Source organism: Enterobacter sp. 725m/11 (assembly GCF_011683705.1).
Lineage (GTDB): Bacteria > Pseudomonadota > Gammaproteobacteria > Enterobacterales > Enterobacteriaceae > Enterobacter > Enterobacter bugandensis.
Map to the genome: position 1 here is coordinate 68,511 of NZ_JAAQOK010000015.1, position 24,847 is coordinate 93,357.

22 protein-coding genes are annotated in these 24,847 nt (G+C 55.8%); 8 read left to right on the top strand and 14 right to left on the bottom strand.

Going from position 1 to position 24,847, the window contains the following annotated elements:
- Positions 1–32: 32 nt before the first annotated feature.
- Positions 33–971 (bottom strand): malate dehydrogenase, encoded by a 939-nt coding sequence (gene mdh, locus HBA26_RS08830; RefSeq protein WP_028014594.1) that lies wholly within the window; start codon positions 969–971, stop codon positions 33–35.
- A 397-nt stretch (positions 972–1,368) separates the two neighbouring features.
- Here mdh and argR point away from each other — a divergent pair, with 397 nt between their 5' ends.
- From argR to yhcN (HBA26_RS08845), 3 genes are all read left to right on the top strand, one after another.
- Entirely contained in the window at positions 1,369–1,839 is a 471-nt protein-coding gene (argR, locus tag HBA26_RS08835) for a transcriptional regulator ArgR (protein ID WP_008502836.1), read from the top strand.
- Positions 1,840–2,214: 375 nt separating this feature from the next.
- On the top strand, positions 2,215–2,478 hold the full coding sequence (yhcN, locus tag HBA26_RS08840) for a peroxide/acid stress response protein YhcN (RefSeq protein WP_014885423.1): 264 nt from the start codon (positions 2,215–2,217) through the stop codon (positions 2,476–2,478).
- Between the two features lie 110 nt (positions 2,479–2,588).
- The gene (gene yhcN / locus HBA26_RS08845) at positions 2,589–2,855 is read left to right on the top strand and encodes a peroxide/acid stress response protein YhcN (RefSeq protein WP_028014595.1); all 267 of its coding nucleotides are present in this window, start codon (positions 2,589–2,591) and stop codon (positions 2,853–2,855) included.
- 61 nt (positions 2,856–2,916) lie between these two features.
- Here yhcN (HBA26_RS08845) and HBA26_RS08850 read toward each other — a convergent pair whose 3' ends face one another.
- The 5 genes from HBA26_RS08850 to aaeX form a co-directional block, all read right to left on the bottom strand.
- Entirely contained in the window at positions 2,917–3,189 is a 273-nt protein-coding gene (locus HBA26_RS08850; protein WP_028014596.1) for a barstar family protein, read from the bottom strand.
- Between the two features lie 45 nt (positions 3,190–3,234).
- A complete protein-coding gene (locus tag HBA26_RS08855; protein ID WP_126345796.1) occupies positions 3,235–4,689 on the bottom strand; it encodes an NAD-dependent succinate-semialdehyde dehydrogenase in 1,455 nt (484 codons plus the stop codon).
- A gap of 89 nt (positions 4,690–4,778) precedes the next feature.
- On the bottom strand, positions 4,779–6,746 hold the full coding sequence (aaeB, locus tag HBA26_RS08860) for a p-hydroxybenzoic acid efflux pump subunit AaeB (RefSeq protein ID WP_126345795.1): 1,968 nt from the start codon (positions 6,744–6,746) through the stop codon (positions 4,779–4,781).
- Positions 6,747–6,751: 5 nt separating this feature from the next.
- On the bottom strand, positions 6,752–7,684 hold the full coding sequence (gene aaeA / locus HBA26_RS08865; protein WP_028014599.1) for a p-hydroxybenzoic acid efflux pump subunit AaeA: 933 nt from the start codon (positions 7,682–7,684) through the stop codon (positions 6,752–6,754).
- A 7-nt stretch (positions 7,685–7,691) separates the two neighbouring features.
- Positions 7,692–7,895, bottom strand: a complete 204-nt coding sequence (gene aaeX, locus HBA26_RS08870; protein WP_003860416.1) for a p-hydroxybenzoic acid efflux pump operon protein AaeX — start codon at positions 7,893–7,895, stop codon at positions 7,692–7,694.
- A gap of 179 nt (positions 7,896–8,074) precedes the next feature.
- Between aaeX and aaeR the strand changes: the two genes are divergently transcribed.
- Both aaeR and HBA26_RS08880 read left to right on the top strand, forming a co-directional pair.
- Positions 8,075–9,001, top strand: coding sequence for an HTH-type transcriptional activator AaeR (gene aaeR, locus HBA26_RS08875; RefSeq protein ID WP_028014600.1), 927 nt, complete (start codon positions 8,075–8,077; stop codon positions 8,999–9,001).
- 217 nt (positions 9,002–9,218) lie between these two features.
- Positions 9,219–9,833, top strand: coding sequence for a YagU family protein (locus HBA26_RS08880; RefSeq protein WP_047367036.1), 615 nt, complete (start codon positions 9,219–9,221; stop codon positions 9,831–9,833).
- Between the two features lie 46 nt (positions 9,834–9,879).
- Here HBA26_RS08880 and tldD read toward each other — a convergent pair whose 3' ends face one another.
- The 8 genes from tldD to csrD all read right to left on the bottom strand — a co-directional run bounded on the left by tldD (position 9,880) and on the right by csrD (position 22,144).
- The gene (gene tldD, locus HBA26_RS08885) at positions 9,880–11,325 is read right to left on the bottom strand and encodes a metalloprotease TldD (protein ID WP_028014602.1); all 1,446 of its coding nucleotides are present in this window, start codon (positions 11,323–11,325) and stop codon (positions 9,880–9,882) included.
- Positions 11,326–11,409: 84 nt separating this feature from the next.
- Entirely contained in the window at positions 11,410–15,207 is a 3,798-nt protein-coding gene (gene yhdP / locus HBA26_RS08890; RefSeq protein WP_166720876.1) for an AsmA2 domain-containing protein YhdP, read from the bottom strand.
- Between the two features lie 42 nt (positions 15,208–15,249).
- Entirely contained in the window at positions 15,250–16,719 is a 1,470-nt protein-coding gene (gene rng, locus HBA26_RS08895; RefSeq protein ID WP_008502847.1) for a ribonuclease G, read from the bottom strand.
- Entirely contained in the window at positions 16,709–17,302 is a 594-nt protein-coding gene (locus HBA26_RS08900; RefSeq protein WP_041907832.1) for a nucleoside triphosphate pyrophosphatase, read from the bottom strand. The genes rng and HBA26_RS08900 overlap by 11 nt, the downstream gene beginning before the upstream one ends.
- Positions 17,303–17,311: 9 nt before the next feature.
- Positions 17,312–17,800 carry a rod shape-determining protein MreD gene (mreD, locus tag HBA26_RS08905; protein WP_008502849.1) on the bottom strand — a complete coding sequence of 163 codons (489 nt, stop codon included), beginning with the start codon at positions 17,798–17,800 and terminating at the stop codon, positions 17,312–17,314.
- Positions 17,800–18,816 carry a rod shape-determining protein MreC gene (gene mreC, locus HBA26_RS08910; protein ID WP_028014605.1) on the bottom strand — a complete coding sequence of 339 codons (1,017 nt, stop codon included), beginning with the start codon at positions 18,814–18,816 and terminating at the stop codon, positions 17,800–17,802. Before mreC ends, mreD begins: the two co-directional genes overlap by 1 nt.
- 61 nt (positions 18,817–18,877) lie before the next feature.
- On the bottom strand, positions 18,878–19,921 hold the full coding sequence (gene mreB / locus HBA26_RS08915; protein ID WP_000913396.1) for a rod shape-determining protein MreB: 1,044 nt from the start codon (positions 19,919–19,921) through the stop codon (positions 18,878–18,880).
- Positions 19,922–20,203: 282 nt separating this feature from the next.
- Positions 20,204–22,144: an RNase E specificity factor CsrD gene (gene csrD / locus HBA26_RS08920; protein WP_063943756.1), complete on the bottom strand. Its 1,941-nt coding sequence runs from the start codon at positions 22,142–22,144 to the stop codon at positions 20,204–20,206.
- Positions 22,145–22,326: 182 nt separating this feature from the next.
- Between csrD and HBA26_RS08925 the strand changes: the two genes are divergently transcribed.
- The 3 genes from HBA26_RS08925 to msrQ all read left to right on the top strand — a co-directional run.
- Positions 22,327–23,301: an MDR family oxidoreductase gene (locus HBA26_RS08925; protein WP_041907830.1), complete on the top strand. Its 975-nt coding sequence runs from the start codon at positions 22,327–22,329 to the stop codon at positions 23,299–23,301.
- 77 nt (positions 23,302–23,378) lie between these two features.
- Entirely contained in the window at positions 23,379–24,380 is a 1,002-nt protein-coding gene (gene msrP, locus HBA26_RS08930; protein WP_028014608.1) for a protein-methionine-sulfoxide reductase catalytic subunit MsrP, read from the top strand.
- Positions 24,381–24,847 (top strand): protein-methionine-sulfoxide reductase heme-binding subunit MsrQ (msrQ, locus tag HBA26_RS08935; RefSeq protein WP_166720877.1); only part of this gene is annotated, 467 nt, incomplete at its 3' end. It abuts the gene before it with no gap.

Consider the following 24,847-nt stretch of genomic DNA (forward strand, 5'->3'; position numbering starts at 1 on the left):
AACGCTTACCCGGCCTAGGGGGACACTTCGTTTTACTTGTTAACGAACTCTTCACCCAGAGTGATATCTTTCTTCAGCGTGTCCAGCATGCCTTCCATCGCGTTTTGCTCAAACGCGCTCAGCGTACCGATAGGCTTACGCTCTTCAATACCGTTTTTGCCCAGCAGCAGCGGCTGAGAGAAGAAGCGGGCATGTTCGCCGTCGCCTTCAACGTAAGCACATTCAACAACGCCTTTCTCGCCCTGCAGGGCGCGAACCAGTGACAGACCGAAACGTGCAGCCGCCTGGCCCATAGACAGGGTTGCAGAACCGCCACCCGCCTTCGCTTCCACCACTTCGGTGCCCGCGTTCTGGATTCGTTTGGTCAGGTCAGCCACTTCCTGCTCGGTGAAGCTCACGCCCGGGATCTGCGACAGCAGAGGCAGAATAGTCACGCCAGAGTGGCCGCCGATAACCGGCACTTCCACTTCTGTTGGCTGTTTGCCTTTCAGCTCAGCAACGAAGGTGTTGGAGCGGATGATATCCAGCGTGGTCACGCCGAACAGTTTGTTTTTGTCGTACACACCCGCTTTCTTCAGCACTTCGGCTGCGATAGCAACGGTGGTGTTCACCGGGTTAGTGATGATACCGATGCATGCTTTCGGGCACACTTCAGCGATCTGCTGCACCAGGTTTTTCACGATGCCCGCGTTGACGTTGAACAGGTCTGAACGATCCATGCCTGGCTTACGCGCCACGCCTGCAGAAATCAGGACCACGTCAGCACCCTGCAGCGCAGGACGCGCATCTTCACCGGAGAAGCCTTTGATTTTTACAGCGGTCGGGATGTGGCTCAGGTCAACCGCCACGCCTGGGGTTACCGGAGCAATATCGTACAGGGAGAGTTCTGAGCCTGAAGGCAGTTGGGTTTTCAGTAGTAGGGCAAGCGCCTGGCCGATACCACCAGCAGCGCCGAGGACTGCGACTTTCATCCTAAACTCCTTATTATGGTTAACTTAAGTATCTGTAAATCCGTTGCCGCGACCTTAAATCAGCATGTCTTTAATTACAATTTTCGAAGCTAAAGAATTTGAGGTCACACGACTTTATCTCTCACCAGAAAGCTATCTGACGACAGATGGCAACGAATTAAGAGGTGGTTACAATACACCCTGCCACGCCACCAAAACAACATCATTTTGATAACATTTAATTTACTTTTAAGCTTATTTGCGCGGCGTGACCCAGGCATGTTTTCTGATAACGAAATCTGATAAAATCACTCCCTTTCATAACATTATTTCAGCCTGCCGTTGAGCAGATAATTTGCATAAAAATTCATCCACATGCATAATAATGTTGTTTCTTTCGTCATATTCCGGGTGACTTATGCGAAGCTCGTCTAAGCAAGAAGAATTGGTAAAAGCGTTTAAGGCGCTACTTAAAGAAGAGAAATTCAGTTCTCAGGGAGAAATTGTTCAGGCGCTGCAGGAACAAGGCTTCGATAACATCAACCAGTCGAAAGTCTCCCGCATGTTAACCAAGTTTGGCGCGGTGCGTACCCGCAACGCCAAGATGGAGATGGTCTATTGCCTGCCGGCTGAACTTGGCGTGCCGACCACCTCCAGCCCGCTCAAAAATTTGGTTCTGGATATCGACTATAACGACGCCGTTGTGGTCATCCACACAAGCCCGGGTGCCGCGCAGCTGATTGCCCGCATGCTGGACTCGTTAGGTAAAACAGAGGGTATTCTCGGCACCATTGCCGGTGATGACACCATCTTTACCACCCCGGCTAGCGGTTTCTCCGTGAAGGATCTCCACGAAGCGATTCTGGTTCTGTTCGAACAGGAACTGTAATGCGCCCTCCCCCGTAGCGCCGCTGCGGGGATCATTCTGCTCTCGCATCATTTCCCCCTTTATTTCACTGCCCTTGCTTTGACGATTAGTGCTTTTTACCACTCATTAACATTCATCCAGTGAATAGCAATCCCGCAAATCGCACAAAAAATCAAAAAGCATTATCCCTATGATTTTCTTATAAATACCAACACAAATTGCTCATAAAACACCCAGCATTATGCAATTAGGTTATAAAAAAAAGCGTGTTTAACACGTAATAACAAGGGAAACCATTAGTCTGGTATTAATTTTTTACGTTATTAGTGTATACTTGATTTTGTGATGAGGGTCACGAAACAAGACCCCACTAAAAAATTCGACGAGGTAAGAATCATGAAAATCAAAACTACTGTAGCGGCGCTGAGCGTCCTGTCTGTCCTGTCCTTCGGTGCTTTCGCGGCTGACGCTATTAATGCTGACCAGGCGCAATCCCGTGAGGCAATCGGTACGGTTTCTGTCGGCGCTGTTGGCACGTCTCCAATGGACATGCATGAGATGCTGAACAAAAAAGCGGAAGAAAAAGGTGCGTCATCCTATCGCATTATCGAAGCGCGTTCCGGTGACCACTGGCACGCTACCGCCGAGCTGTACAAATAAGTTTAAGTAATCACTGAAGACATAACTCTCCACTCAACGGCACCAGGCATAAAAATAGCAGTTCAACCCTTCTCGCCGTTGAGCAAAAAACCTGTTCAGGAGTAAAGACTATGAAAACCAAATTGATCATCGCAACCCTGGGTCTGGCATCCGCTCTCTCTTTCGGCGCAAGCGCAGCCGTACAGCAAGTGAATGCCGATCAGGCACAAAATCTGCAGCCAATGGGCAGCGTCTCCGTGACGTCAGTCACCGGCTCCCCGATGGACATTCGTCAGGAGCTTGCCGCCAAAGCTGAAAAAGCAGGCGCCAGCAGCTATCGCGTCACCGAACTGAATCAGGGTGACCACTGGCACGCCACGGCTGAACTGTATAAATAAACCCTCGTCGTATCTCATCATACGACTTGCCCCTGGCCTCGTGGTCAGGGGCTTTTTTCATTTAATGCCGCGCGTTAAAGCGAAGCTGTCCTTCAAGCTCTTCCTCCGCTTCATCGAAGAGTAATATCAGCGCGCCGAAACGTCTGCGCAGCTTATCGGGCAGATGGATAAACTCAATCTCCAGCGGTAGCGGCAGCATGCTGCCGGTGACCACGTCCCACAGCGTATCCAGATTGGTCACGCTTTCCCGTTCAAGATCAAACGCCCGGATAAATTCCCGATAAAAGTCTTCCTGACTGTCGATTTCGTCAAAATCAAAAGTATAGGTTTTCATTGCCAGCCACCCAGTCCAGGCGGGCGGCAGATGCCGCCCAGTCTATTATAATCCCCCGATATGCAGGGTTTTAACTTCCAGATACTCTTCCAGCCCCAGCACGGATCCCTCACGTCCAAGACCGGACTCTTTTACGCCGCCGAAAGGCCCCAGCTCGGTGGAAACGGCGCACTCGTTAATTCCAATCATCCCGCTCTCGATGGCCTGTGAAACGCGGAAAACCCGGGAAAGGTTTTGGGTGTAGAAGTAAGCTGCCAGCCCGTAAGGCGTGTTATTCGCACGCTGGATAACTTCATCTTCCGAGGTGAAGCGGAAACACGCCGCAACCGGACCAAACGTCTCTTCTTCTGCCAGCTTCATGCCTTCGTGACAGTCGCCCAGCACGGTTGGCATCCAGAAATTACCGCCCAGCGGATGGGGTTTGCCGCCTGCCAGCACGGTCGCCCCTCGTGTGACAGCATCTTCAACATGCTCACGGACCTTGTCGACCGCGGCGGATTCAATCAGCGGTCCGACGACGACGCCGTCCTCAAGGCCATTCCCCACCTTAAGGGCATTAACCGCATCTGCGAGCTTATTCACAAACTTGTCGTAGACGGTTTCCTGAATGTAGAAGCGGTTCACGCTGACGCAGACCTGCCCGGCATTGCGGAATTTATTGGCAATTGCGCCTTTTACCGCAGCCTCGATGTCGGCATCCTCAAAGACGATATACGGCGCATTTCCCCCCAGCTCCATCGAGACTTTTTTCATGGTTTCTGCGGCGTTACGCACCAGCGTTTTGCCGACGGAGGTCGAACCGGTAAAGGAGATTTTACGCACGTCGTGGCTGGCCATGATCGCATCGCTGATTTCATGGGTATTTCCAGCCACCGCGTTGAGCACACCGTCGGGCACACCCGCCTGTTTTGCCAGCGTCAGCAGCGCAAAGGCGCTGAGCGGCGTGTTATTGGCCGGTTTGATGACACCGGTACACCCGGCTGCCAGCGCCGGGCCTAGCTTGCGGGTGAGCATCGCCATCGGGAAGTTCCACGGCGTGATGGCCGCGACCACGCCGATGGGTTCACGGGTCGCCAGAATGCGCGAGCCGGGCTTGATTGGCGGAATAATTTCACCGTTCGCGCGCTTGGCCTCTTCGGCAAACCACTGGATAAAGCTGGCGGCATACTCCACTTCCCCTTCCGCCTCTTTCAGGGGCTTGCCCTGCTCGGTGGTCATTAACCGCCCGAGCCAGCTTTTATTTTCAATAATCAGTTCGTACCAGCGGTACAGAATCGCCGAACGCTCTTTCGCGGTTTTGGCACGCCATGCCGGGAAGGCTTTGGTGGCCGCTGCGATCGCTTCTTCGGTTTGCGCTTTACCCGCTCTCGCAACTTTAGCGATGACCTCACCGGTCGCGGGGTTCAGCACATCAAACGTTGTGTCCAGCGTTTTCCAGATGCCGTCGACCAGATAGCCGGTCTGAAAAAGGGTGTTGTCCTGAAGCGCCTGAGTCGTCATGTGTCCTCCCTTCCTGAATGTAAGTACGTGCTGGAATAAGTATAGCCACAAAAAAACCGGCGCTTTTGGCGTCGGTTTTTTTACTTCAGTCAGTTATCCGTGAGGGCATTCTGGTAGCGATGCAGCATAAACACCAGCCGCCCTACCGGCTCGGTCACCTGTGGCGGCGCTTGCCAGTGCTTGAGCTTTTCCTGATAAATATTCAGTTCTTCAAGCAGTTGGGTAAAGTATCGACGGCGTTTGTCGTCACTGCTGGCGGAAAGCACATGGTCGGCGGTACGACGTAGCTGACGGTGGAAGGCCGAGAGATCGTCGTTGATCGGCACCGGCGCGTTGCGCAGACGCTGGTGCGCGATGATCATGGTTAACGCCAGGCGGAACTTCGCTATGTCGCCCGGGAATTTGTTCAGCAGTAAAAACAGCTGCTGGTAGAGCGCGGGCAGGTGGTTCTCTTTACGACGCGCGGTATTGGTAGTCATCGACGACACGGCAGCCGATACAAACTGGTTCAGCAATACGCGCCCCGTCCGCGCCTGCGAGTTATCCCGGACCAGCAGAATCACCATCATCGCCAGGAAGCAGCCCACCAGCTGACCCAGCGCACTGTCGAGGAACTGGCTGAAGTGGAAGGTCATCGGGTTATCCAGCACGATGATGTTAATCGTACTCGCCAGCGCCCCCAGCGATCCCAGGCGGCGCTTTTGCACTTCAATGCCGATAAAGAACGCCATCACCGCCAGGCTAATACAGAGCAGCAGCATGCTCTGCTGCGTCGACGGGATGATGACCAGGAAATAGAGCGCGCCTATCGGCAGCGCGGCGATGGTGCCGTAGAGGAAATCAATGGCGACCATGCGCGGGTTAGGCAGACGCATCGCCAGTGCGGTCACGACGGCAATCATCACCATCGCCCCGCTGCCAGACGTCCAGCCCGTCCACAGCCAGAACAGCGTGCCGAGCATACAGGCAAGCGTGGTACGCCAGAAGTTGACCATCGCGTGATGCCGCTCGGCAGACTCCGCCTTGATCACCACTTCGCCCTGGAGCACCTCTTCTTCCGCCGCGCTGATTTTGGTGTTACCGATCACGCCGCGCTTAAGCAGCAGATAGCGCGTTGCGGCCCCAACCCAGGTGTAGATCGTCACCGGCGTCTCGCGCTCCCCGGTCCAGGCAATCACCCGGCGCATGCGCTTAAGCTGCTTATGCACGTCCTGTACGGTCTCTACCGGCTCGGCAAACAGCTCACGGAACGTGTCGGTGACTGCTTCCGGGCGGGTGTTCTGGATGAGATAGGTTTCGCACGCCTGGGTAATCAGCGTTAAGGAGACGGTATTCAGGGCTTTAAGGCGACGATTCGCCCGCGCCCAGCGAGACGACTCCATATTGAGGTTGCTGCGCATCCCTTCCAGCGCCTGCGTACGACGAACCAGCCCGCTCCAGGCTTTATCCACCTCTTCGCTGTCGCCGTGTTTAATGCACAGCTGCATCAGCTGGTACTGGGCAACGATCAGCGCGTCCAGCTCGCGATCCACCTCTTGCTTGATCGAGCGCGGGGAGAAAAGCAGGTCAGCCACGATCGCGCAGACAATACCAATCACAATCTCGCTGCAGCGCTCCACGGCAAACTGCGGCGCGAGCAGCGGTTCGCTTTGGATGGTGATGACAATGATCAGCGCGGTATAGCCCGCCAGCCCCCAGGCGTAGGAGTTCTCCACTTTTACCAGAGACGAGACCCAGGTGCAGAAGCCCGCCCAGATGCAGCACACCATTAGCATCAGCAGCGGCGTGCGGATCATCAGAATAATAATGGTCAGCGCCGCGAAACAGCCGATAAACGTCCCGATGATACGCAGCATCCCGCGATAGCGGATCGCACCAGAGTAGGGTTCTCCACCCGCGGCGAAAGCAGGGCCCGCCGCGACAATCGCGGCGGTCAGCACCGCCCAGCGAGGGGTTTCAAGCTGGAAGTGGAAGCCAACGAACAGCGCCAGCACGATGGCGCACGCCAGCTTCACGGCGAAGCGAATGTGCTGACTGGCGATGGAAAAGATACCCATGGCGTTTAACCAAACTCGCGCAGGCGATGGGCAATTTTACGGAAGAGGGAGTCCTGGCTGGCATCCCGATCTTTTTCTCCGGTGATCACCACCGTCGCCGTGGTACCCGCTGGCCACAGGTTGCCCTGCTGCTCATCCAGATGAATACGTACCGGCACGCGTTGCGCCAGACGCACCCACTCCAGGTTAGAATCTACCGTCGCCATCCCTTTGGCATCGTTAGAGCTGCTGGAGTTGGTTACCCCTGCGGCGACGCTATCGACGGTACCTTTAAAGACGCGGTTGCTGCCAAGCGGCGTGACTTCTGCGCGATAACCCGGACGAACGCCCTCCAGCTTGGTCTCTTCCATATAGGCGAGCACGTAGAAGGAGTTCTGTTTAACCAGCGCCACGGCGGTTGAGCCACGGGTGATAAACTCCCCGGCATAGACGTTCAGGTTGGTCACCCAGCCATCGGCCGGCGCGCGGATCACGGTACGCTCCAGGTCGAGCTTCGCCAGATCGCGCGTTGCCTGCGCTTTCGCTAACTGGTGCAGCACGGTTTGCAGCACGTTGTTGGACTGGTCAATCTCTTCGCGGGACATGGCCTGAACGCCCAGCTGGTTACGACGGCCTGCCTCACGGCGTTTCTCTGCGGCCAGCGCCTGGTAATAGGCCACGTCTGCTTCTGCTTCCTCCAGCGCCTTCTGGTAACGAGGCTGGTCGATGGTGAACAGGACCTGATCTTTCTTCACCAGCTGGTTATCGTGAACGTTAACCGCCGTGATAAGGCCGGCCACGTCGGGGGCAATTGCCACCACATCGGCGCTAAAGCGCGCGTCACGCGTCCACGGTGATTCGGTGTAATAAACCCAGGCGCGAAAAATAGCGATGAACGCGAGGATAACCAGCGCCATGGTAATGGCGGTGCGGGAGATTTTTCTTGTTAGCGTTTTCACATCAACCTCAGACAAACATGCGCGATATCAGGTAAAACAGGCAGCAATACAGCGCGGTATTGAACAATGCAGGGTGCCAGACGAAATCGTAGATCCCAGTCGGGACCAGCACCTTGCGCACCAGCCAGAAGATCGCCAGTGATAAAAGAAGCTCGAAAAATATCGGTGGGAACGACAGACCGAACACCACGATAACGGGAAACAGACTCATGTTGACCTTGATAAGAGAGAGTGCAGGCTTCAGAATTTTTTAGCGCACGCCATCGCAGGAGAGCTAGAAACGCAGGGCGAGAATGGCGCAGCCGTTATGTAATTAATAATATATTAACGTAACTGTTATGCTGTTATCTATCATATGTGATCTAAATCACTTTTAAGCCAGAGTGAACAATGGAACGTTTAAAACGCATGTCCGTCTTCGCCAAAGTGGTTGAACTCGGCTCATTTACCGCCGCTGCGCGCCAGCTTCAGATGAGCGTCTCATCCATCAGCCAGACGGTGTCCAAACTGGAAGATGAGCTTCAGGTTAAGCTGCTCAACCGCAGCACCCGCAGCATCGGGTTGACGGAAGCCGGTAAAATTTACTATCAGGGCTGTCGCCGCATGCTGCATGAAGTGCAGGATGTTCACGAACAACTCTATGCCTTTAACAACACGCCCATCGGCACGCTGCGTATAGGGTGTTCTTCAACTATGGCACAAAATGTTCTCGCTGCCATGACGGCGGACATGCTGAAAGAGTACCCTGGGCTTACCGTCAATCTGGTGACGGGCATCCCTGCCCCAGACCTGATCGCCGATGGATTAGACGTGGTGATCCGCGTTGGCGCGTTGCAGGACTCCAGCCTGTTCTCGCGTCGCCTCGGGAGCATGCCGATGGTGGTCTGTGCCTCGAAGAGCTATCTGGCGCAGTACGGTGTGCCGGAGAAACCTGCCGATCTCGCTAACCACTCCTGGCTGGAGTACAGCGTCCGCCCCGATAATGAATTTGAGCTGATTGCTCCGGAAGGGATCTCCACCAGGCTGCTGCCGGAAGGCCGGTTCGTCACCAACGATCCGATGACCATTTCGCGCTGGCTGGTGGCCGGTGCCGGGATCGCCTACGTGCCGCTGATGTGGGTGATCAATGAGATCAACAGCGGCGTGCTGGAGATCCTCTTCCCGCGCTATCAGTCCGATCCACGCCCGGTCTACGCTCTGTATACCGAGAAGGACAAGCTGCCCCTCAAAGTACAGGTGTGTATTAACTATCTGACCGACTATTTTGTCGACGTAGCAGAGCTGTTTCAGGGAATGCGCGGAAGAAGAAAGGAATAAGTAATTAATTTCTGAAACATCCGCGCCATTAATATTTCAGGATGAAGCCAGCCTTCATCCAGGAATATTCTTTAGCTTCTATCAGGAATAGCGAATTGACACTGCCGCCGCCTGCCCTTTACCTTATAAACAGTCTGGCATTCAGACTGTTATTATTTTGTTGCTGATTTGAATAATAAAATGTATTTCGCAGGATGACGTTAAACAAGGAAACGAAATGAATCTATTTGAACAAACACCGCCGTCACGCAGGCGCTACGGACTCGCCGCGTTCATTGGCTTAATTGCAGGAATTGTCTCCGCGTTTGTCAAATGGGGAGCCGAGGTACCACTCCCGCCACGCAGTCCCACCGATTTATTTACCGGCGCATGCGGCCCTGAACAATTAATAAGAGCCGCAGGCCAGATAGATTGCTCCCGCAATTTTTTAAATCCACCCTATGTTTTTTTACGCGACTGGCTGGGCATAGTTGATCCTAACGCAGCAGTTTATACCTTTGCCGGACATATATTTAACTGGGTCGGCGTAACGCATATTATTTTCTCAATCGTCTTCGCGGTTGGGTATTGTGTCGTCGCTGAAGTCTTCCCGAAAATTAAACTCTGGCAGGGTTTGCTGGCGGGTGCATTGGCACAGCTTTTTGTACACATGCTCTCCTTCCCGCTGATGGGGCTGACGCCACCGCTGTTTGATCTGCCCTGGTATGAACACGTGTCAGAGATCGTGGGTCATCTGGTCTGGTTCTGGTCGATCGAAATCATTCGACGTGACTTGCGTAACCGCATTACTCACGAGCCGGATCCGGAGATCCCGCTGGGTAACTTACGTTAAAAAAATGGCGCTACATCTGTAGCGCCATTTTTTATGTTTGCTCAGGTCAGGCCGTGCCGCCCACCGTCAGATTATCCACTTTCAGCGTTGGCTGACCTACGCCAACCGGCAGGCTCTGGCCTTCTTTACCGCAGACGCCCACGCCGTTATCCAGCTTCAGATCGTTACCGACCATGGAAATCTGCTGCATGGCTTCAATGCCGGAGCCAATCAGGGTTGCGCCCTTCACCGCTTTGGTCACTTTTCCCTTCTCAATCAGGTACGCTTCTGAAGTCGAGAAGACAAACTTACCGGATGTGATATCCACCTGGCCGCCGCCAAAGTTTGGCGCAAAGATACCGTAATCCACGGATTCGATAATCTCCTGCGGCGTGGATTTGCCCGGCAGCATATAGGTGTTGGTCATGCGCGGCATAGGCAGGTGCGCGTAAGATTCACGGCGGCCGTTACCCGTTGGCGCTACGCCCATCAGGCGCGCGTTGAGTTTGTCCTGCATGTAGCCTTTCAGCACGCCGTTTTCGATCAGCACGTTGTACTGGCCTGGCGTACCTTCATCGTCGATAGAAATCGAGCCGCGGCGGTCAAGCATGGTGCCATCATCCACTACGGTGCAAAGCTCAGAGGAGACGAGCTGTCCGATCTGGCCGCTGAACACGGACGTCCCGCGACGGTTAAAATCGCCTTCCAGACCGTGGCCCACCGCTTCGTGCAGCAGCACGCCCGGCCAGCCTGCGCCCAGCACCACCGGGAATGTCCCGGCCGGCGCCGCAACAGCATTAAGATTCACCAGCGCCATGCGCACGGCTTCTTTAGCCCACGCGTCAGCGCGCGCTTCGCCGTCAACATCACCCAGGAACCAGTCATAGCCGAAACGACCGCCGCCGCCGCTTGAGCCGCGCTCGCGTTTGCCGTTGTCATCGACCTGCACGCTGATGGAGAGACGCACCAACGGACGCACATCGGCCGCCAGCGTACCGTCCGTTGCCGCCACCAGAATCAGTTCATACACACCGCTCAGGCTGGCGGAGACTTCCTGAACACGTTTGTCGGCAGCGCGCGCCACTTTGTCCACGCGGCGCAGAATGTCCAGCTTCTCTTCGCGGCTCATGCTCTGCAGCGGATCGATGCTTGTATAAAGTGCCGAATGCTGCACTTCACCCAGGGTTTTTACGCGACCGTCGCCGGCATCGCGCACAATGGTACGCGCGGCCTGCGCGCTCTGTTCAAGCGCGGCCAGGCTAATCTGGTCGGCATAGGCAAAACCGGTTTTTTCGCCGCTGATGGCGCGCACGCCGACGCCCTGGTCAATGTTATATGAGCCATCTTTGATGATGCTGTCTTCTAAAACCCAGGATTCGTGATAGCTCGACTGGAAATAGAGATCGCCGTAGTCGAGACGGCGTTCGGTCAGTTGACCAAGAATGGAGAACAGGTCCTGATGGCTCAGGCCGTTCGCTGCGAGCAAATGTTCACTTACCAGGTTCAGACTCATCGTATTGCTACTCGTTCGTTGCCGCCCGTGGCGGTATAAAGATCGTATTTATTGAGAGTGAGGCAATTACCAGCCCACGTCAAATCATTGCTGTGCATCTTTGCGCGGCTGGCGCAGCACCTCGTTAATCTGCGGTTTATCCACCGGACCGGTAATGCGGTAGCGCAGAATGGAGACCTTGCTCCACAGCGGCCCCAGCACTTTACTGGCGGCAAACACCGCCGCACCGACAATCGGGTTAACCACAAAGGCCGCCGCCACGCCCACGCTGGCGGAAATTTCCGGCGCCACCACGGCTTCCATATCCAGTTCGCGACGCACGAGGTTGACTGAGCCTTTCATGGCGATGTCCGCTTCCAGCCCATCCACCAGCGTGTCGTCCGTGTGCAGAACGCCGTCCTTGATCCACGCCGTACTGCGGATGGAATCGTAATAGAAACCTTCGCTGAAGGTGTCGCTGAAATCGAAGCGCAGCTTGCGAAGCAGCGCATCAAAACTCAGCAGGCGCAGGATCTGCCCGGCACGCCCCGTGCTCACATCGGCGATTTCACCTTTGCCAAAGTGTGTTTTCAGAATACCGTTCAGTGACGCTTCGTCCGGTGTCCACGGCGCGGCACGCCAGTGAAGATCGTAATTAACGTTAAACGAGGAGCCGCGCAGCGGCGTGCTGATGCCAAAGAAGTTGGCTGCCGCATCCAGCTTGTTGCCTTTAATGTCGCCCTTCAGGGACGTGCGCTGCTCGCCCGGGTTATTCACCCACTCTCCACCCGCCGTCATGCTGCCAAAGCCGGTGTCGATCAATCCGCCGGAGAGCTTGAGCGTATTCCCCTGGATGGCAAAATCACCGTCGATACGGCCATATTTTTGCCCCCACAGCCAGCACTCCGCGCAGCGCAGCTGCAGATCGGGCCAGCCGCTAAAATCGACGCGGGTAGTATTACTCAGCGGCGATGTATTCGCCGATTTATCTTTACTCGCGGCAGCCGGGTTGTAGTAGAGATAGCGGATCGCTGCCTGCCACGGCGCGTTATTGCGCATGGTCAGCGTGCCGTTGATCTCCCGGCCCTGCGCCTCCACTTTTGAGCCGTTAGCGATTGGCTGGGAGACAATGCTCAGATTGTTCCACTGCTGTCCGCCCAGCATCAGCGACGGCGTGCGTACGGTAATGGTCTGCGGGAACTGGGCGGCCTCATCAACGTTTTGCCCAACGCCTTTCTGGAACAGCGCCAGCCACTCCGCGCCGTCCATCGGCGGGAGATTCAGCTCAACGCCCGCATGCTCAGGCAACGGCGGCGTGGTTTTGCTGTCCGTCGTCCAGATGGCTTTGTCGAGGGTAAGCTTGCGGTTAAGCAGCCAGCGGCTGTTAAAGTGGTTTGTTCCGCCCGCGCTTCCGGTCAGCGCGAAGCTGTCCAGATTGCCATCAACGTTAAGCTTCACCGGCAGCGGCTGTCCGGCCTGTTTATCCAGCGGCGCTGGCAGCTGGCTTTGAAGATTCTTCAGGTCACCCGTAATGTCGACCTTATAGTGTGCACCTGCGTGATAAGGCAGGTCGATTGCCACTTTGCCCTGCCAGGCGACCGCACCCGCTACTGACGCCTCAATCGGCTTCGGCAGGACGTCCATACGCGACGGCTGCCAGTTGCCGTCCAGATTAACGGCCACCTGATAAGCCTTTTGCCCCTCGGCTGTTGAGAAGTCGATATTCACCGGCTGATTAAACCAGCTGGCGGTCAGCGGTTCGCTTTTCAAATTACCGTTCACAAAGCTGAACTGTCCGCTGAGGTCTTTCAGGGTGCTATCAAGCGGTTTAATGTACAGGCTGTTGTTCTTCAGACGGACGTCACCTTTGGCGGTGGTCATTTCACCGTCCAGCGGGATATCAAGATGTAAGCGAGCATTCACATCGCCATCGAGCTGGAGCTGCTGAAGGGTCGCCGCCAGCGACTCTTTGAGTGGCGTCTCCTCAAAGTACGGCCCCACCGCTTTCCCCGGGCCGTTGATGTCGGCATCAATCAGCAGCTTCTCTTTTGAGTAGTCCGGGATGTTGGCCGTCAGGTTGCTGGCCGTTACGCCTCCCAGCGCAACGCTGTCCGCCTTCATCCATAATCCGTCGTTGAGGAAGTTAAGCTCGATATCCAGGTTTTTCAGCGCGGGCCAGCCCGGCTGGAACGCGAAGGTGGCGTCGTGCAGCGGCACCAGCACCTGGAACTGCCCCTCATTATGTTTGTACGGGAAAAGATGCGGGTTACCGCCGTAGACCAGCGTGGCGTTTTCCGCCTGACCGCCCTGAATTGCGCCGCTCAGATAGTCGACCAGCGCTTTACCCATCAGATCTTCCGGGAAATAGCGCCAGGCCTGAGAACCGTCATCGGTACTGATCCCGGCCAGAATGCCCAGCCACGGTTCGTCACCCTGCGGCTGTAAATAGCGGAAGTCACCCCGCGCGTGTACCGCTTTGGCTTTTACGTCGATATGGCGACCATCAAGCTGGAAGCCCTTATCGTTACGGAGCCAGTTAAGCACCGCGCTGCCCTGTTCAATTTCCAGCGGCGCGCGGAAGACCGTCTCGTAAGGCATTTTTGCGTTGTGCATATCGGCCGTGAGCCTGCCGTTCTCCACGCTGCCTTCCAGCTTGCCGCTGAAATGCTCCGCGCCCGGCAGCATCTTCCACTGCTTCCAGGCAAGATCTTTCCATGTTGCCTGGAAACGAGTTTTTTCCGTCGCCTGAAGCGGGATATCCAGCGCCAGAGAATCAATTTTTCCGCTCGGCTGCGTTGCCAGCCAGATCTCGCCCAGGTCCGGAGAGAGCTTTGCCGCCATGGAGCGCAGGCCTTCAATGGCCGCCAGATCCAGGTTGCTGGCGCGGATGCGCAGCTCATCGCTGCGTTTATTCGCCGCGCCGCCCACGTCCTGCTCCGGCATCCAGGCCAGCGTCAGCGCACCGCGCGGCCACGGCTTGCCGTCCATCGTGATGCGCGTATCCGGGATGGCGAACTGCCAGCCCTCTTTTTCCTGCGTCACGTGCGCGGTGAGGTTATCGACGGAAAGCTGATGCTGCTGTCTTTCACCCTTCCAGCTCGCGCCCCCTTGCTTCAGCCAGATATCGCCGCTGGCAAATTTCCCTTTCGTCAGGGTCATCCAGCCCTCAAGGCTGAAACGGGCGGTTTCCAGCTGCATGTTTTGCTGCAGCCAGTCGCCGAGCCAGGGCTTTACATCCACATCGTCGGCCTGCAGCCAGACTTTGCCGTTGTTTAACAGGCCGTCATCGTCACGCAAGTCCATACGCACCTGCATGACGCCGTGCTGGCCGTTCAGGCTGGAAAGATTGACCTGCCCCTCGGCGCGGTGTCGATCCTTGCCGTTAAGCCAGGTCAGCTGCGGGATCGCCAATTCGGCGCGCTGGCCAGAAAGGGTAATAAAGCTCACTTCGCTGTCGCGCAGATCGAAATGATCGAACTGGCGGAGGAAGAGATCGCTGAAGCGGTTGGCTTCCAGGCCCTGATTGTTATCACCGCCCGTCAGCGGCGTATTGGTCAGAAACTGGAGTTGATAAAAGGTGAGATCGCGAAACTGCCAGCGCAGATGCAACAGGCTTTGCCAGACGTCCAGCGCCAGGGTTACGCGTTTGATTTTGAGATGACCGCCATCTTTCAGGCTGGCCTTGATGTCACGGACATCCAGCGTCGGGCCAAAATTCTGCCAGCTGGCGCTAACCTGGCTTACGTCGACCGGCACGCCGGTGGTGGATTCGATTTTCGCCAGCAGCTGCGGACGCCAGCTGTCCAGATGCGGTAAAACGAGGCGTAGCCCGCTCACGAGCAACGCGACAATCACGACCAGCGTTGCCCCTGTAAGCACTAAAATCCCCGGCAATCGCCTCACGCATCTCTCCTTGTCAGCTTTCGTCACGCAGCGTACTGCGTTTTACATCATTACGACGTCAAACTGCTCCTGGTTATAGAGCGGTTCAATTTGTACTTTTACCTGTTTGCCGACAAAGATTTCCACTTCCGCCAGCGCGTGCGACTCTTCGCCTTTCAGGGCTTCAGCCACCGCAGGGGAAGCATAGACCAGAAAACGATCGGAGTCGTAGGCATGATGAACACGGACGATTTCACGCATAATTTCATAGCAGACGGTCTCAACCGTCTTTACCGTTCCGCGTCCATGGCAGGTTGGACACTCATTACACAGGACATGTTCCACGCTTTCGCGGGTCCGTTTCCGGGTCATTTCCACCAGGCCGAGCTGCGAGAAGCCGTTGATGCTGGTCTTCACGCGATCTTTACTCAGCGCCTGTTCCAGCGAGTGCAGCACGCGACGACGATGGTCTTCATTACTCATATCGATAAAGTCGATGATGATAATGCCGCCGAGGTTGCGCAGACGAAGCTGACGCGCAATCGCCTGCGTGGCTTCGATGTTGGTGTTGAAGATGGTATCGTCCAGATTGCGATGACCGACAAACGCGCCGGTGTTGATATCGACGGTGGTCATCGCTTCGGTCTGATCGATGATCAGATAGCCGCCGGATTTCAGTTCGACCTTGCGTTCTAGCGCTCGCTGGATCTCGTTTTCGACATCATAGAGATCGAAGATCGGCTGACGCCCGGTGTAATGCTCCAGCAGGCCCGGCATTTCCGGGATGTATTCAGCGGTAAACTCCAGCAGCGCTTCATACGTCAGGCGAGAGTCCACGCGGATGCGGTCGAGCTGCGCGTCGGCAAAATCACGCAGCACGCGCTGCGCAAGCGCCAGCTCACCGTATAGCTGGTAGCGAGTCTGGTTGCGTTTTTTACGCTCCATCACTTTGGTCCAGACGCGCTTCAGGTAAGCCGCATCCGACGCCAGGTCTTCTTCGCTGATCCCTTCTGCAGCGGTACGGATAATAAACCCGCCCTGTTCATCGCAGTAGGCGCTGACCACTTTCTTCAGCCGCTCGCGCTCGCTTTCGCTCTCAATACGCTGCGAAACGCCCACGTGCGACGCGCCGGGCATAAAGACCAGATAGCGGGAAGGTAAGGTAATGTCGGTGGTCAGACGGGCACCTTTGGTGCCAAGGGGATCTTTCACCACCTGCACCATTAAGTCTTGGCCCTGACGCACCAGCTCGGAAATGTCGCGCACGGCAAACTGCTTTTGCTCTTCGCCCGCGACGCACTCGGTGTGCGGCATGATGTCGGAGGCATGTAAAAATGCCGCCTTATCCAGTCCAATATCTACAAAAGCCGCCTGCATACCCGGCAGTACACGACTGACACGACCTTTGTAGATATTGCCTACTATTCCGCGCCGCGCTTCACGCTCAATATGAATTTCCTGAAGAATGCCACCGTCAATATAGGCCACACGGGTTTCCGATGGCGTTACGTTTACCAACAATTCAGCCGTCATAATTATCCCTTCCCTCACGCAGTGAGTTAAAATTGCTCAGCAACTCATACGTTTCCACCAGCGGTAAGCCGACTACGGCGTGATAGCTGCCATTAATCTTCCTGACAAAACAGCCACCCAACCCTTGAATACCGTATGCACCTGCTTTATCCATCGGTTCACCGCTGGCAATATAAGCGGCGATCTCGTCGTCGGTAATCACTCTGAACGTGACATCCGTAACCACCAGGCAATCCAGCACGTGCTGGCTGTCCGCCAGCGCGACGGCCGTCATCACCTGGTGCGTTTGCCCGGACATCTTGCGCAGCATGCGCGCCGCATGGCCAGCGTCATGCGGTTTCTCGAGGACTTCACCGTTAAGGATAACGATGGTATCTGCTCCCAGCACGGGCAGATCGCGCGGCACACAGGCCACGCCCGCCTGCGCTTTCTCGCGTGCCAGGCGAGACACGTACTGCTGAGCACTTTCGCCCTCAGCACGTTTTTCTTCAATGCCGGTCACGATGCGTTCAAAAGAGACCCCTAACTGCGTCAGGAGTTCCTGACGGCGCGGGGAGCCGGAAGCAAGATACAGAGACGTCATAGAAACCTTTTATTGCACAGCAAACTGCTGGCGAACCTTACGCATCAGCAGGAATAGCCACGGCCAGAGCACACCGTTTACTACACTACTCCAGAACACTTCCGGTCGGAAAGAGACGTTGATCACTAAAAACTCTGCCCAGAAAACAACGATATCCGCAGCAAGCGACAACAGCATCACGACCAGGGCCTGTTGCCAGAGCGCGAGGTTACGGAAGAGCTGGAATTTCAGTGCGACGAGGTACGCAATAATGCTCATGGACAGGGCGCGCACGCCCAGCGTAGAGCCACTAATGAGATCCAGTATGGCACCCATCACAAAACCCGTGCCGACATTTACGCGATGCGGCAGGGCAAGGATCCAGTAAAGTAAAATGAGCAAGACCCAGTTTGGCCGGAAAACGAGAATGTTATCCGGCCAGGGCATAATCTGCAGCAACAGTGCAATGAGGAACGAGAGCCAGATGACCCAGCGTCCCTGGCTACGATAGCTTGCCACTACTGCCCTCCCGAAGAGAGTTTAGGCGGTGGCGGCGCATCAGGCTGCGGCTGCGTTAACCCGGTTGCCGGCGCAGGCACGGGCGCAGGCGGCCCCATAGAGTCCGCTGGCGGAAGAACCTGCGGCATCATCTGCATCAGGCGTTCGTTCGCCACGCGATGCACCTCTTCAGGCGTCATCGGGTTAGCACCGTTACGATCGGCACCCCAGAGCAGCAGCAGATAGCGCAGACGCTGTAAACCGGCGGTTGGACGGGCCTGAATCACGGTGTATGCACGCTGCGTATCCAGCTTAACCGAAGAGACCACCGCAACCGGATAACCTTCAGGGAAGCGTCCACCGAGACCGGACGTCACCAGCACGTCGCCGACACGGATGTCCGTGTTAGCAGGCAGATGTTCCAGCTGCAGATCGTCCGTGCAGCCGTTACCGGCCGCAATCACGCGGATATCGTTACGCAGGACCTGGATCGGCAGTGCGTGGGTGGCGTCGCAAATCAGCAGCACGCGGCTGGTCAGTTTGGCGACGGCAACAACCTGGCCTACTACGCCCTTATCACTGATGACGGGCTGACCTTCATACACCCCGTTCACGCTCCCTTTGTCGATCACAACCTGATCGCTGTAAGGGTCGTTCACGGTGGAGATCACCTGGGTAACCATCTTCTGCTCGTCCTGACGCAGCGGCGAGCCGAGCAGTTCACGCAGACGCGCGTTTTCCTGCTTGTATTGCCCCAGCATCAGCAGTTCGCTGTTTTTCAGCAGCAGTTCCTGGCGTAATGCCCGGTTTTCAAGTTCGAGCTGGTCTCGTGAAGACAGCGTTTGAGAAACGGAGTCGAGCAGTTCACGGGGACCATTTGATATAAAGTAGAAAGGACTGACGGCGGTATCCATGTACGTTCGGATCTGGCTGAACGTACCGAGGCGGCTATCGGCAATAATGACGCCAAGCGCAACCAGAACCGCCAGAATGAGGCGAAACTGTAGCGATGGGCCACGGCTAAAAATTGGCTTCATAGGCTATGCGTATTCTCGTGTCAGAGAGAAAGGGTAGCGATTCGCTACCCTTTCACCATGACTACTCTTCGCTGAACAAGTCGCCGCCGTGCATGTCGATCATTTCCAGCGCCTTGCCACCACCGCGGGCGACGCAAGTCAGTGGATCTTCTGCAACTACGACAGGAATACCTGTCTCTTCCATCAACAGGCGGTCGAGGTTACGCAGCAGCGCACCACCACCGGTCAGAACCATACCGCGCTCGGAGATGTCGGACGCCAGTTCTGGTGGGCACTGTTCCAGCGCAACCATTACCGCGCTCACGATGCCCGTCAGTGGTTCCTGCAGTGCTTCCAGAATTTCGTTGGAGTTCAGGGTAAAGCCGCGTGGAACACCTTCCGCCAGGTTACGGCCACGCACTTCGATCTCACGCACTTCATCGCCCGGATACGCAGAACCGATTTCGTGTTTGATACGCTCTGCGGTGGCTTCACCGATCAGAGAGCCGTAATTACGGCGCACGTAATTGATGATGGCTTCATCGAAGCGGTCACCACCGATACGTACGGAGGAGGAGTACACCACGCCGTTCAGTGAGATAACGGCCACTTCAGTGGTACCACCACCGATATCCACCACCATAGAACCGGTGGCTTCAGAAACTGGCAGACCCGCACCGATTGCCGCAGCCATTGGCTCTTCAATCAGGAACACTTCACGTGCGCCTGCACCCTGGGCAGATTCACGGATTGCGCGACGTTCTACCTGGGTTGCGCCAACCGGCACACACACCAGAACACGCGGGCTTGGGCGCATGAAGCTGTTGCTGTGAACCTGCTTGATGAAGTGCTGAAGCATTTTTTCAGTCACGAAGAAATCAGCGATAACGCCGTCTTTCATTGGGCGAATAGCGGCGATGTTGCCAGGGGTACGACCCAGCATCTGCTTCGCGTCATGACCCACTGCGGCCACGCTTTTCGGCGAGCCTGCACGATCCTGACGAATGGCCACAACAGAAGGCTCATTCAATACGATGCCTTGTCCTTTTACATAAATAAGGGTATTCGCGGTACCCAGGTCAATGGACAGGTCATTGGAAAACATGCCACGAAATTTTTTCAACATACTAAGGGATAATCCTGAAAGCTGGGGCGGAAAACAAAATCCGCTTACTTTACCAACCACACGCAGCAGCGACAAGGCGCAAAAATCATCTGCAACGGTGAAAATTTGTGCAGTACGTTTCCTGTTGTTACAAATTCATCCCCTGACTCCCTCAGGGCTGAGTAAACAGTCGTGTTCCTCACTGATTTTTGTAACCCATTAAAGGTCGTTCACTGGCTTTTTGCTCGACATACTCAAAGCTACAGGCGCGATATTCTACGTGAAAACAACGTAAACGGCAGGTCAAACAGAGTATCTTTGCAAATATTTTTTCACGTTGGTGTCAAGCGGCTGAGAGGCGGCAAAAAAATCGCCCTGACCGCCCGTCACTCCGCGCTCTGTTAACATCTGCCATTCGCCTCTGGAGCGCACGCCTGCGGCAAATACCTGTGTTCGCGTTCCCTTACACGCTTCAACCAGACTCTGAACCAGCAGCTGGTTTTCCGTGCGCTTCTCAATATTCCTTACCAGCCCCGGATGTAGCTTTAATAGCTCCACATCCAGCTCCTTGATCCAGTTGGTACTGACCAGCGTTAAACCCGCCTGCGTTACCGCGACACGGGCACCGAGCGCGTTGATCAAACGGACCACTGGACGCAACCGGCTGATGTGTTGACCCACATCCGCCTCAGCAAGTTCAAAAATAATGCGTTTGCGTTGCGATTTTTCGCATTGCATTAATGTATCACGCAGCCAGCGCTGAAAACGCGGGCGTATTAATGACTCAACGGTAACCTGTAACGCCAGATTCTCTTCAGGCCAGAATGATAAAAATGGAATCAAGCGTGTAATTTGCTGGCGGTCATACTCTTCGGAGAGCCCAAATTGCAGAACCATCGGCAGATATTCCGCAGAAATAACCTCTTCCGTTCCGTCGAAAATACGGCACATCAATTCCCGGTGGTGGACAAAACCGTTCTTCATGACCGCCGGTTTTTGATAAATACGCGGCCCGCCGCGACTCAGCATTTGCTCAATCAAAGTACGCCAGCGCACGTTTCCACGCCCTTTTTCAGGCAGCGAATCATCATAGACCGCCCATCCGTTCGCCCCTTGCAATACCGCGTTGCGGGTGGCCGCTTCCGCATGCTCCATCACCTGCTCTGTCGACTGTCCGCCGCGCCAGGCGCAAATCCCCATATGGACCATATCGTCTCTGTCGAGCATTTTGCTCTGCGGCAGCGCGTCGACGGCCTTAAGTAGCTGGCTGGCAATGCTTTCTGATTCCTTCAACGTGCGATGCGGCAGCAATACGGCAAAGTCGCTGCGGTGGTAGCGGGCCAGCAGCGCCCCCGGATAGCGCATAATAAAGGTGGAGAGCAGGTTGATCAGCGTAAAGAGATTTTCTTCCGCCGCCCGCTGGCCCCATGTGTCGCGCAGCAGATCGAAATCGGGCAGGCGAATCATCATCACCACCCCGTGCGTGCCCACTTTTTCCGGGTCGTCGAGCAGCGTGGCGAGTTGATTGTCAAAGAAAAGGCGGTTGTTCAGGCCGGTTTTATTATCCTGCGCGGCATAAGAGCGGATCAGCGTATCCATTCGGCTGCGCTGGTCGCTGGCAAACTGGATCTCTGAGAGCAGCGTATCCAGCGCGCTGCTGGCGCGTGAGGGCCATTCATGGACCGAGCCGCGAACCTGCGGGCCGCGTTCACCGTTCAGGATACGCACAGAGCGGATCTCCAGCAGTTCCTGGCCTGAAAGCTGGCGGCGCAGCCAGCGGACCGCGAGAAAAATCAGCAAAATAATGAAGGCGACGGCAACAGTAAGCGGCGCGGTGGTCATCATAGAACGGAAATAGCTGGCCATCGGATCGAGGTAGACCATGTGTATGGTCATCCCCGGATTTTTGAGGGAGTGCACCGTTACTTCCCGATACTGGCTCACCACGCCCGCAGGTCGATAGCTGTCCTGTCGTTCATGGCTTAAAACCGGATGCTTTCCCTGCTGGATGTCGATCTGAATAATATCAACCGGCACCATCAACTCATCCAGCTCCCGGGATAGCTCAGGAAGTGGAGTGGTCAACAGACGCGTATCAATGACCGACGCAACGGACTGCACCCGGTTGACCAGTTTGTCCTGAATGGCGTTATAAAAGCTCAGAGAGCAACCAAGAAGGGTGACAAAGATGGTAAGCCCCGTCAGCAGGGTGATAAAAGCCGAGAACTTCGTCGTTAATCGCATCCTTGAGATTACTCCGTGGGTTGATGGGGTAGCGAGTAAGCGCTAACTTGCATTTCAAATGCGGCATACTACCAAACCTGGCGTATCTGGCAATTTATTGCGTTAAATCGGCATTGCTTTACCCTGAGCGAGTATAGTCTTCAGGAACTCTTTTCCAATCATCTGAGCCGTGAGGACCCCGTATGCAGGCTTTAATCTTAGAACAGCAGGACGGCAAAACGCTTGCCTCAGTACAGGCCGTAGAAGAGACTCGCCTGCCGGAAGGCGACGTCACCGTCGACATCGACTGGTCCAGTTTAAATTATAAAGATGCGCTGGCGATCACCGGCAAGGGTAAAATCATCCGAAATTTCCCTATGGTGCCGGGTATTGATTTTGCTGGCCGGGTTCATAGCAGCGAAGATCCCCGTTTTCATGCGGGCCAGCAGGTGCTGCTCACCGGCTGGGGCGTGGGTGAAAATCACTGGGGCGGGCTGGCAACGCAGGCGCGCGTGAAGGGCGACTGGCTGGTGCCTATGCCGAAAGGCATAGATGGTCGCAAAGCGATGATCGTTGGTACCGCAGGCTTTACCGCCATGCTGTGCGTGATGGCGCTGGAAGAGGCGGGTGTTCGCCCCGAGTCGGGTGAAATTGTTGTTACCGGGGCCAGCGGTGGCGTGGGCAGCACGGCGGTCACGCTGCTGCACAAGCTGGGTTATCAGGTTGCGGCGGTTTCCGGCCGTGAAAGCACGCATGATTATCTGCGCCAGCTCGGCGCCAGCCGCATTCTTGGCCGCGATGAGTTTGCCGAGACCCGCCCGCTGGAAAAACAGGTCTGGGCAGGTGCAGTGGATACCGTCGGTGACAAGGTGCTGGCAAAAGTCCTGGCGCAGATGAACTACGGCGGATGCGTGGCAGCCTGCGGCCTGGCCGGGGGATTTGCCCTGCCAACGACCGTCATGCCATTTATTCTGCGTAACGTCCGCCTGCAGGGCGTGGATTCCGTGATGACGCCTGCGGCTCGCCGTGCAGAGGCATGGGAGCGTCTGGTGCGCGATTTGCCGGAATCGTTCTATACCCAGAGCGCTACCGAAATTACGCTCAGCCAGGCACCTGAATATGCCAGCAAGATCATGGATAACCAGTTCCACGGCCGCGCGCTGGTGAAAATCGCCTAATCTTCAAATTTTCGTGACATATTCGCGCTAACGCTTCTCCTCCGTCATGCTTAGAAAAACGCATGACGGAGGATGCCATGAAAAACCGAAAACTGACGGAAGCCGACGTAACGTCTGAGTCTGTCTTTATGTTACAGCGCCGCCAGATCCTGAAAATGCTTGGCATCAGCGCCACGGCACTGACGCTCTCTCCAGCGGCACACGCCGACCTGCTCGACTGGTTTAAAGGCAACGATCGCCCTAAGGCGCCTTCCGGTGCCCCGCTTACCTTTACCAAACCCGCCGAATGGCAAAACACGCTGGCGCTCACGCCGGAAGATAAAGTCACCGGCTACAACAACTTCTACGAATTTGGTCTGGATAAAGCCGATCCTGCCGCCAATGCCGGCAGCATGAAAACCGATCCGTGGACGCTGAAAATCGACGGTGAAGTGGCAAAACCTCTGACGCTGGACCATCACGATCTGACCACCCGCTTCCCGCTTGAGGAGCGTATCTATCGCATGCGCTGCGTAGAGGCCTGGTCGATGGTGGTGCCCTGGGTAGGCTTCCCGCTGCATAAGCTGCTGGCGATGGTTGAACCCACCAGCAACGCAAAATACGTCGCCTTCCAGACGCGCTACGCCCCGGACGAGATGCCGGGCCAGAAAGACCGGTTCATCGGCGGCGGGCTGGAGTATCCCTACGTTGAAGGGTTACGTCTTGACGAAGCCATGCATCCCCTTACCCTCCTGACCGTCGGCGTTTACGGCAAGGCGCTTCCGCCGCAGAACGGTGCCCCCATCCGTTTAACCGTGCCGTGGAAATACGGTTTCAAAGGGATTAAATCGATCGTCAGCATTAAGTTGACCCGCGAACGTCCGCCGACGACATGGAACCTGGCGGCGCCGGGTGAATACGGCTTCTTCGCCAACGTGAACCCGCATGTGGATCATCCCCGCTGGTCGCAGGCGACGGAACGCTTTATTGGCTCCGGCGGCGCGCTGGACGTGAAGCGCCAGCCCACGCTGCTGTTTAACGGGTATGCGGATGAAGTGGCGTCCCTTTACCGTGGCCTCAATTTACGGGAGAACTTCTGAGTGCGTTTAACGGCAAAGCAGATTACCTGGCTGAAAGTGCTGCTGCATTTAGCCGGGATACTTCCTTTTATCTGGCTGTTCTGGGCGGCCAGCCAGGGCCTCTTTAGCGCCGATCCGGCAAAGGATATCCAGCATTTTACCGGTCGGATGGCTCTGAAATTTTTACTGGCCACCTTGCTCGTCTCGCCGCTGGCGCGCTACGCTAAACAGCCATTATTGATACGCACCCGTCGGCTTTTGGGGCTATGGTGTTTTGCCTGGGCGACCCTGCACCTCACCAGTTACGCCCTGCTGGAACTGGGAATTAACAATCTGACACTGCTTGGCCGCGAGCTGGTAGCACGCCCTTACCTGATGCTGGGCATTGTTAGCTGGCTGATCCTACTGGCGTTAGCGCTGACATCCACGCAATATGCGCAGCGAAAGCTGGGCCGTCGCTGGCAGTTGCTGCACAACTTCGTCTATCT

Coding starts and splice junctions, on each gene's coding strand:
- mdh (WP_028014594.1), bottom strand. CDS start 971: ATGAAAGTCGCAGTCCTCGGCGCTGCTGGTGGTATCGGCCAGGCGCTT.
- argR (WP_008502836.1), top strand. CDS start 1,369: ATGCGAAGCTCGTCTAAGCAAGAAGAATTGGTAAAAGCGTTTAAGGCG.
- yhcN (WP_014885423.1), top strand. CDS start 2,215: ATGAAAATCAAAACTACTGTAGCGGCGCTGAGCGTCCTGTCTGTCCTG.
- yhcN (WP_028014595.1), top strand. CDS start 2,589: ATGAAAACCAAATTGATCATCGCAACCCTGGGTCTGGCATCCGCTCTC.
- HBA26_RS08850 (WP_028014596.1), bottom strand. CDS start 3,189: ATGAAAACCTATACTTTTGATTTTGACGAAATCGACAGTCAGGAAGAC.
- HBA26_RS08855 (WP_126345796.1), bottom strand. CDS start 4,689: ATGACGACTCAGGCGCTTCAGGACAACACCCTTTTTCAGACCGGCTAT.
- aaeB (WP_126345795.1), bottom strand. CDS start 6,746: ATGGGTATCTTTTCCATCGCCAGTCAGCACATTCGCTTCGCCGTGAAG.
- aaeX (WP_003860416.1), bottom strand. CDS start 7,895: ATGAGTCTGTTTCCCGTTATCGTGGTGTTCGGTCTGTCGTTCCCACCG.
- aaeR (WP_028014600.1), top strand. CDS start 8,075: ATGGAACGTTTAAAACGCATGTCCGTCTTCGCCAAAGTGGTTGAACTC.
- HBA26_RS08880 (WP_047367036.1), top strand. CDS start 9,219: ATGAATCTATTTGAACAAACACCGCCGTCACGCAGGCGCTACGGACTC.
- tldD (WP_028014602.1), bottom strand. CDS start 11,325: ATGAGTCTGAACCTGGTAAGTGAACATTTGCTCGCAGCGAACGGCCTG.
- rng (WP_008502847.1), bottom strand. CDS start 16,719: ATGACGGCTGAATTGTTGGTAAACGTAACGCCATCGGAAACCCGTGTG.
- HBA26_RS08900 (WP_041907832.1), bottom strand. CDS start 17,302: ATGACGTCTCTGTATCTTGCTTCCGGCTCCCCGCGCCGTCAGGAACTC.
- mreC (WP_028014605.1), bottom strand. CDS start 18,816: ATGAAGCCAATTTTTAGCCGTGGCCCATCGCTACAGTTTCGCCTCATT.
- mreB (WP_000913396.1), bottom strand. CDS start 19,921: ATGTTGAAAAAATTTCGTGGCATGTTTTCCAATGACCTGTCCATTGAC.
- csrD (WP_063943756.1), bottom strand. CDS start 22,144: ATGCGATTAACGACGAAGTTCTCGGCTTTTATCACCCTGCTGACGGGG.
- HBA26_RS08925 (WP_041907830.1), top strand. CDS start 22,327: ATGCAGGCTTTAATCTTAGAACAGCAGGACGGCAAAACGCTTGCCTCA.
- msrP (WP_028014608.1), top strand. CDS start 23,379: ATGAAAAACCGAAAACTGACGGAAGCCGACGTAACGTCTGAGTCTGTC.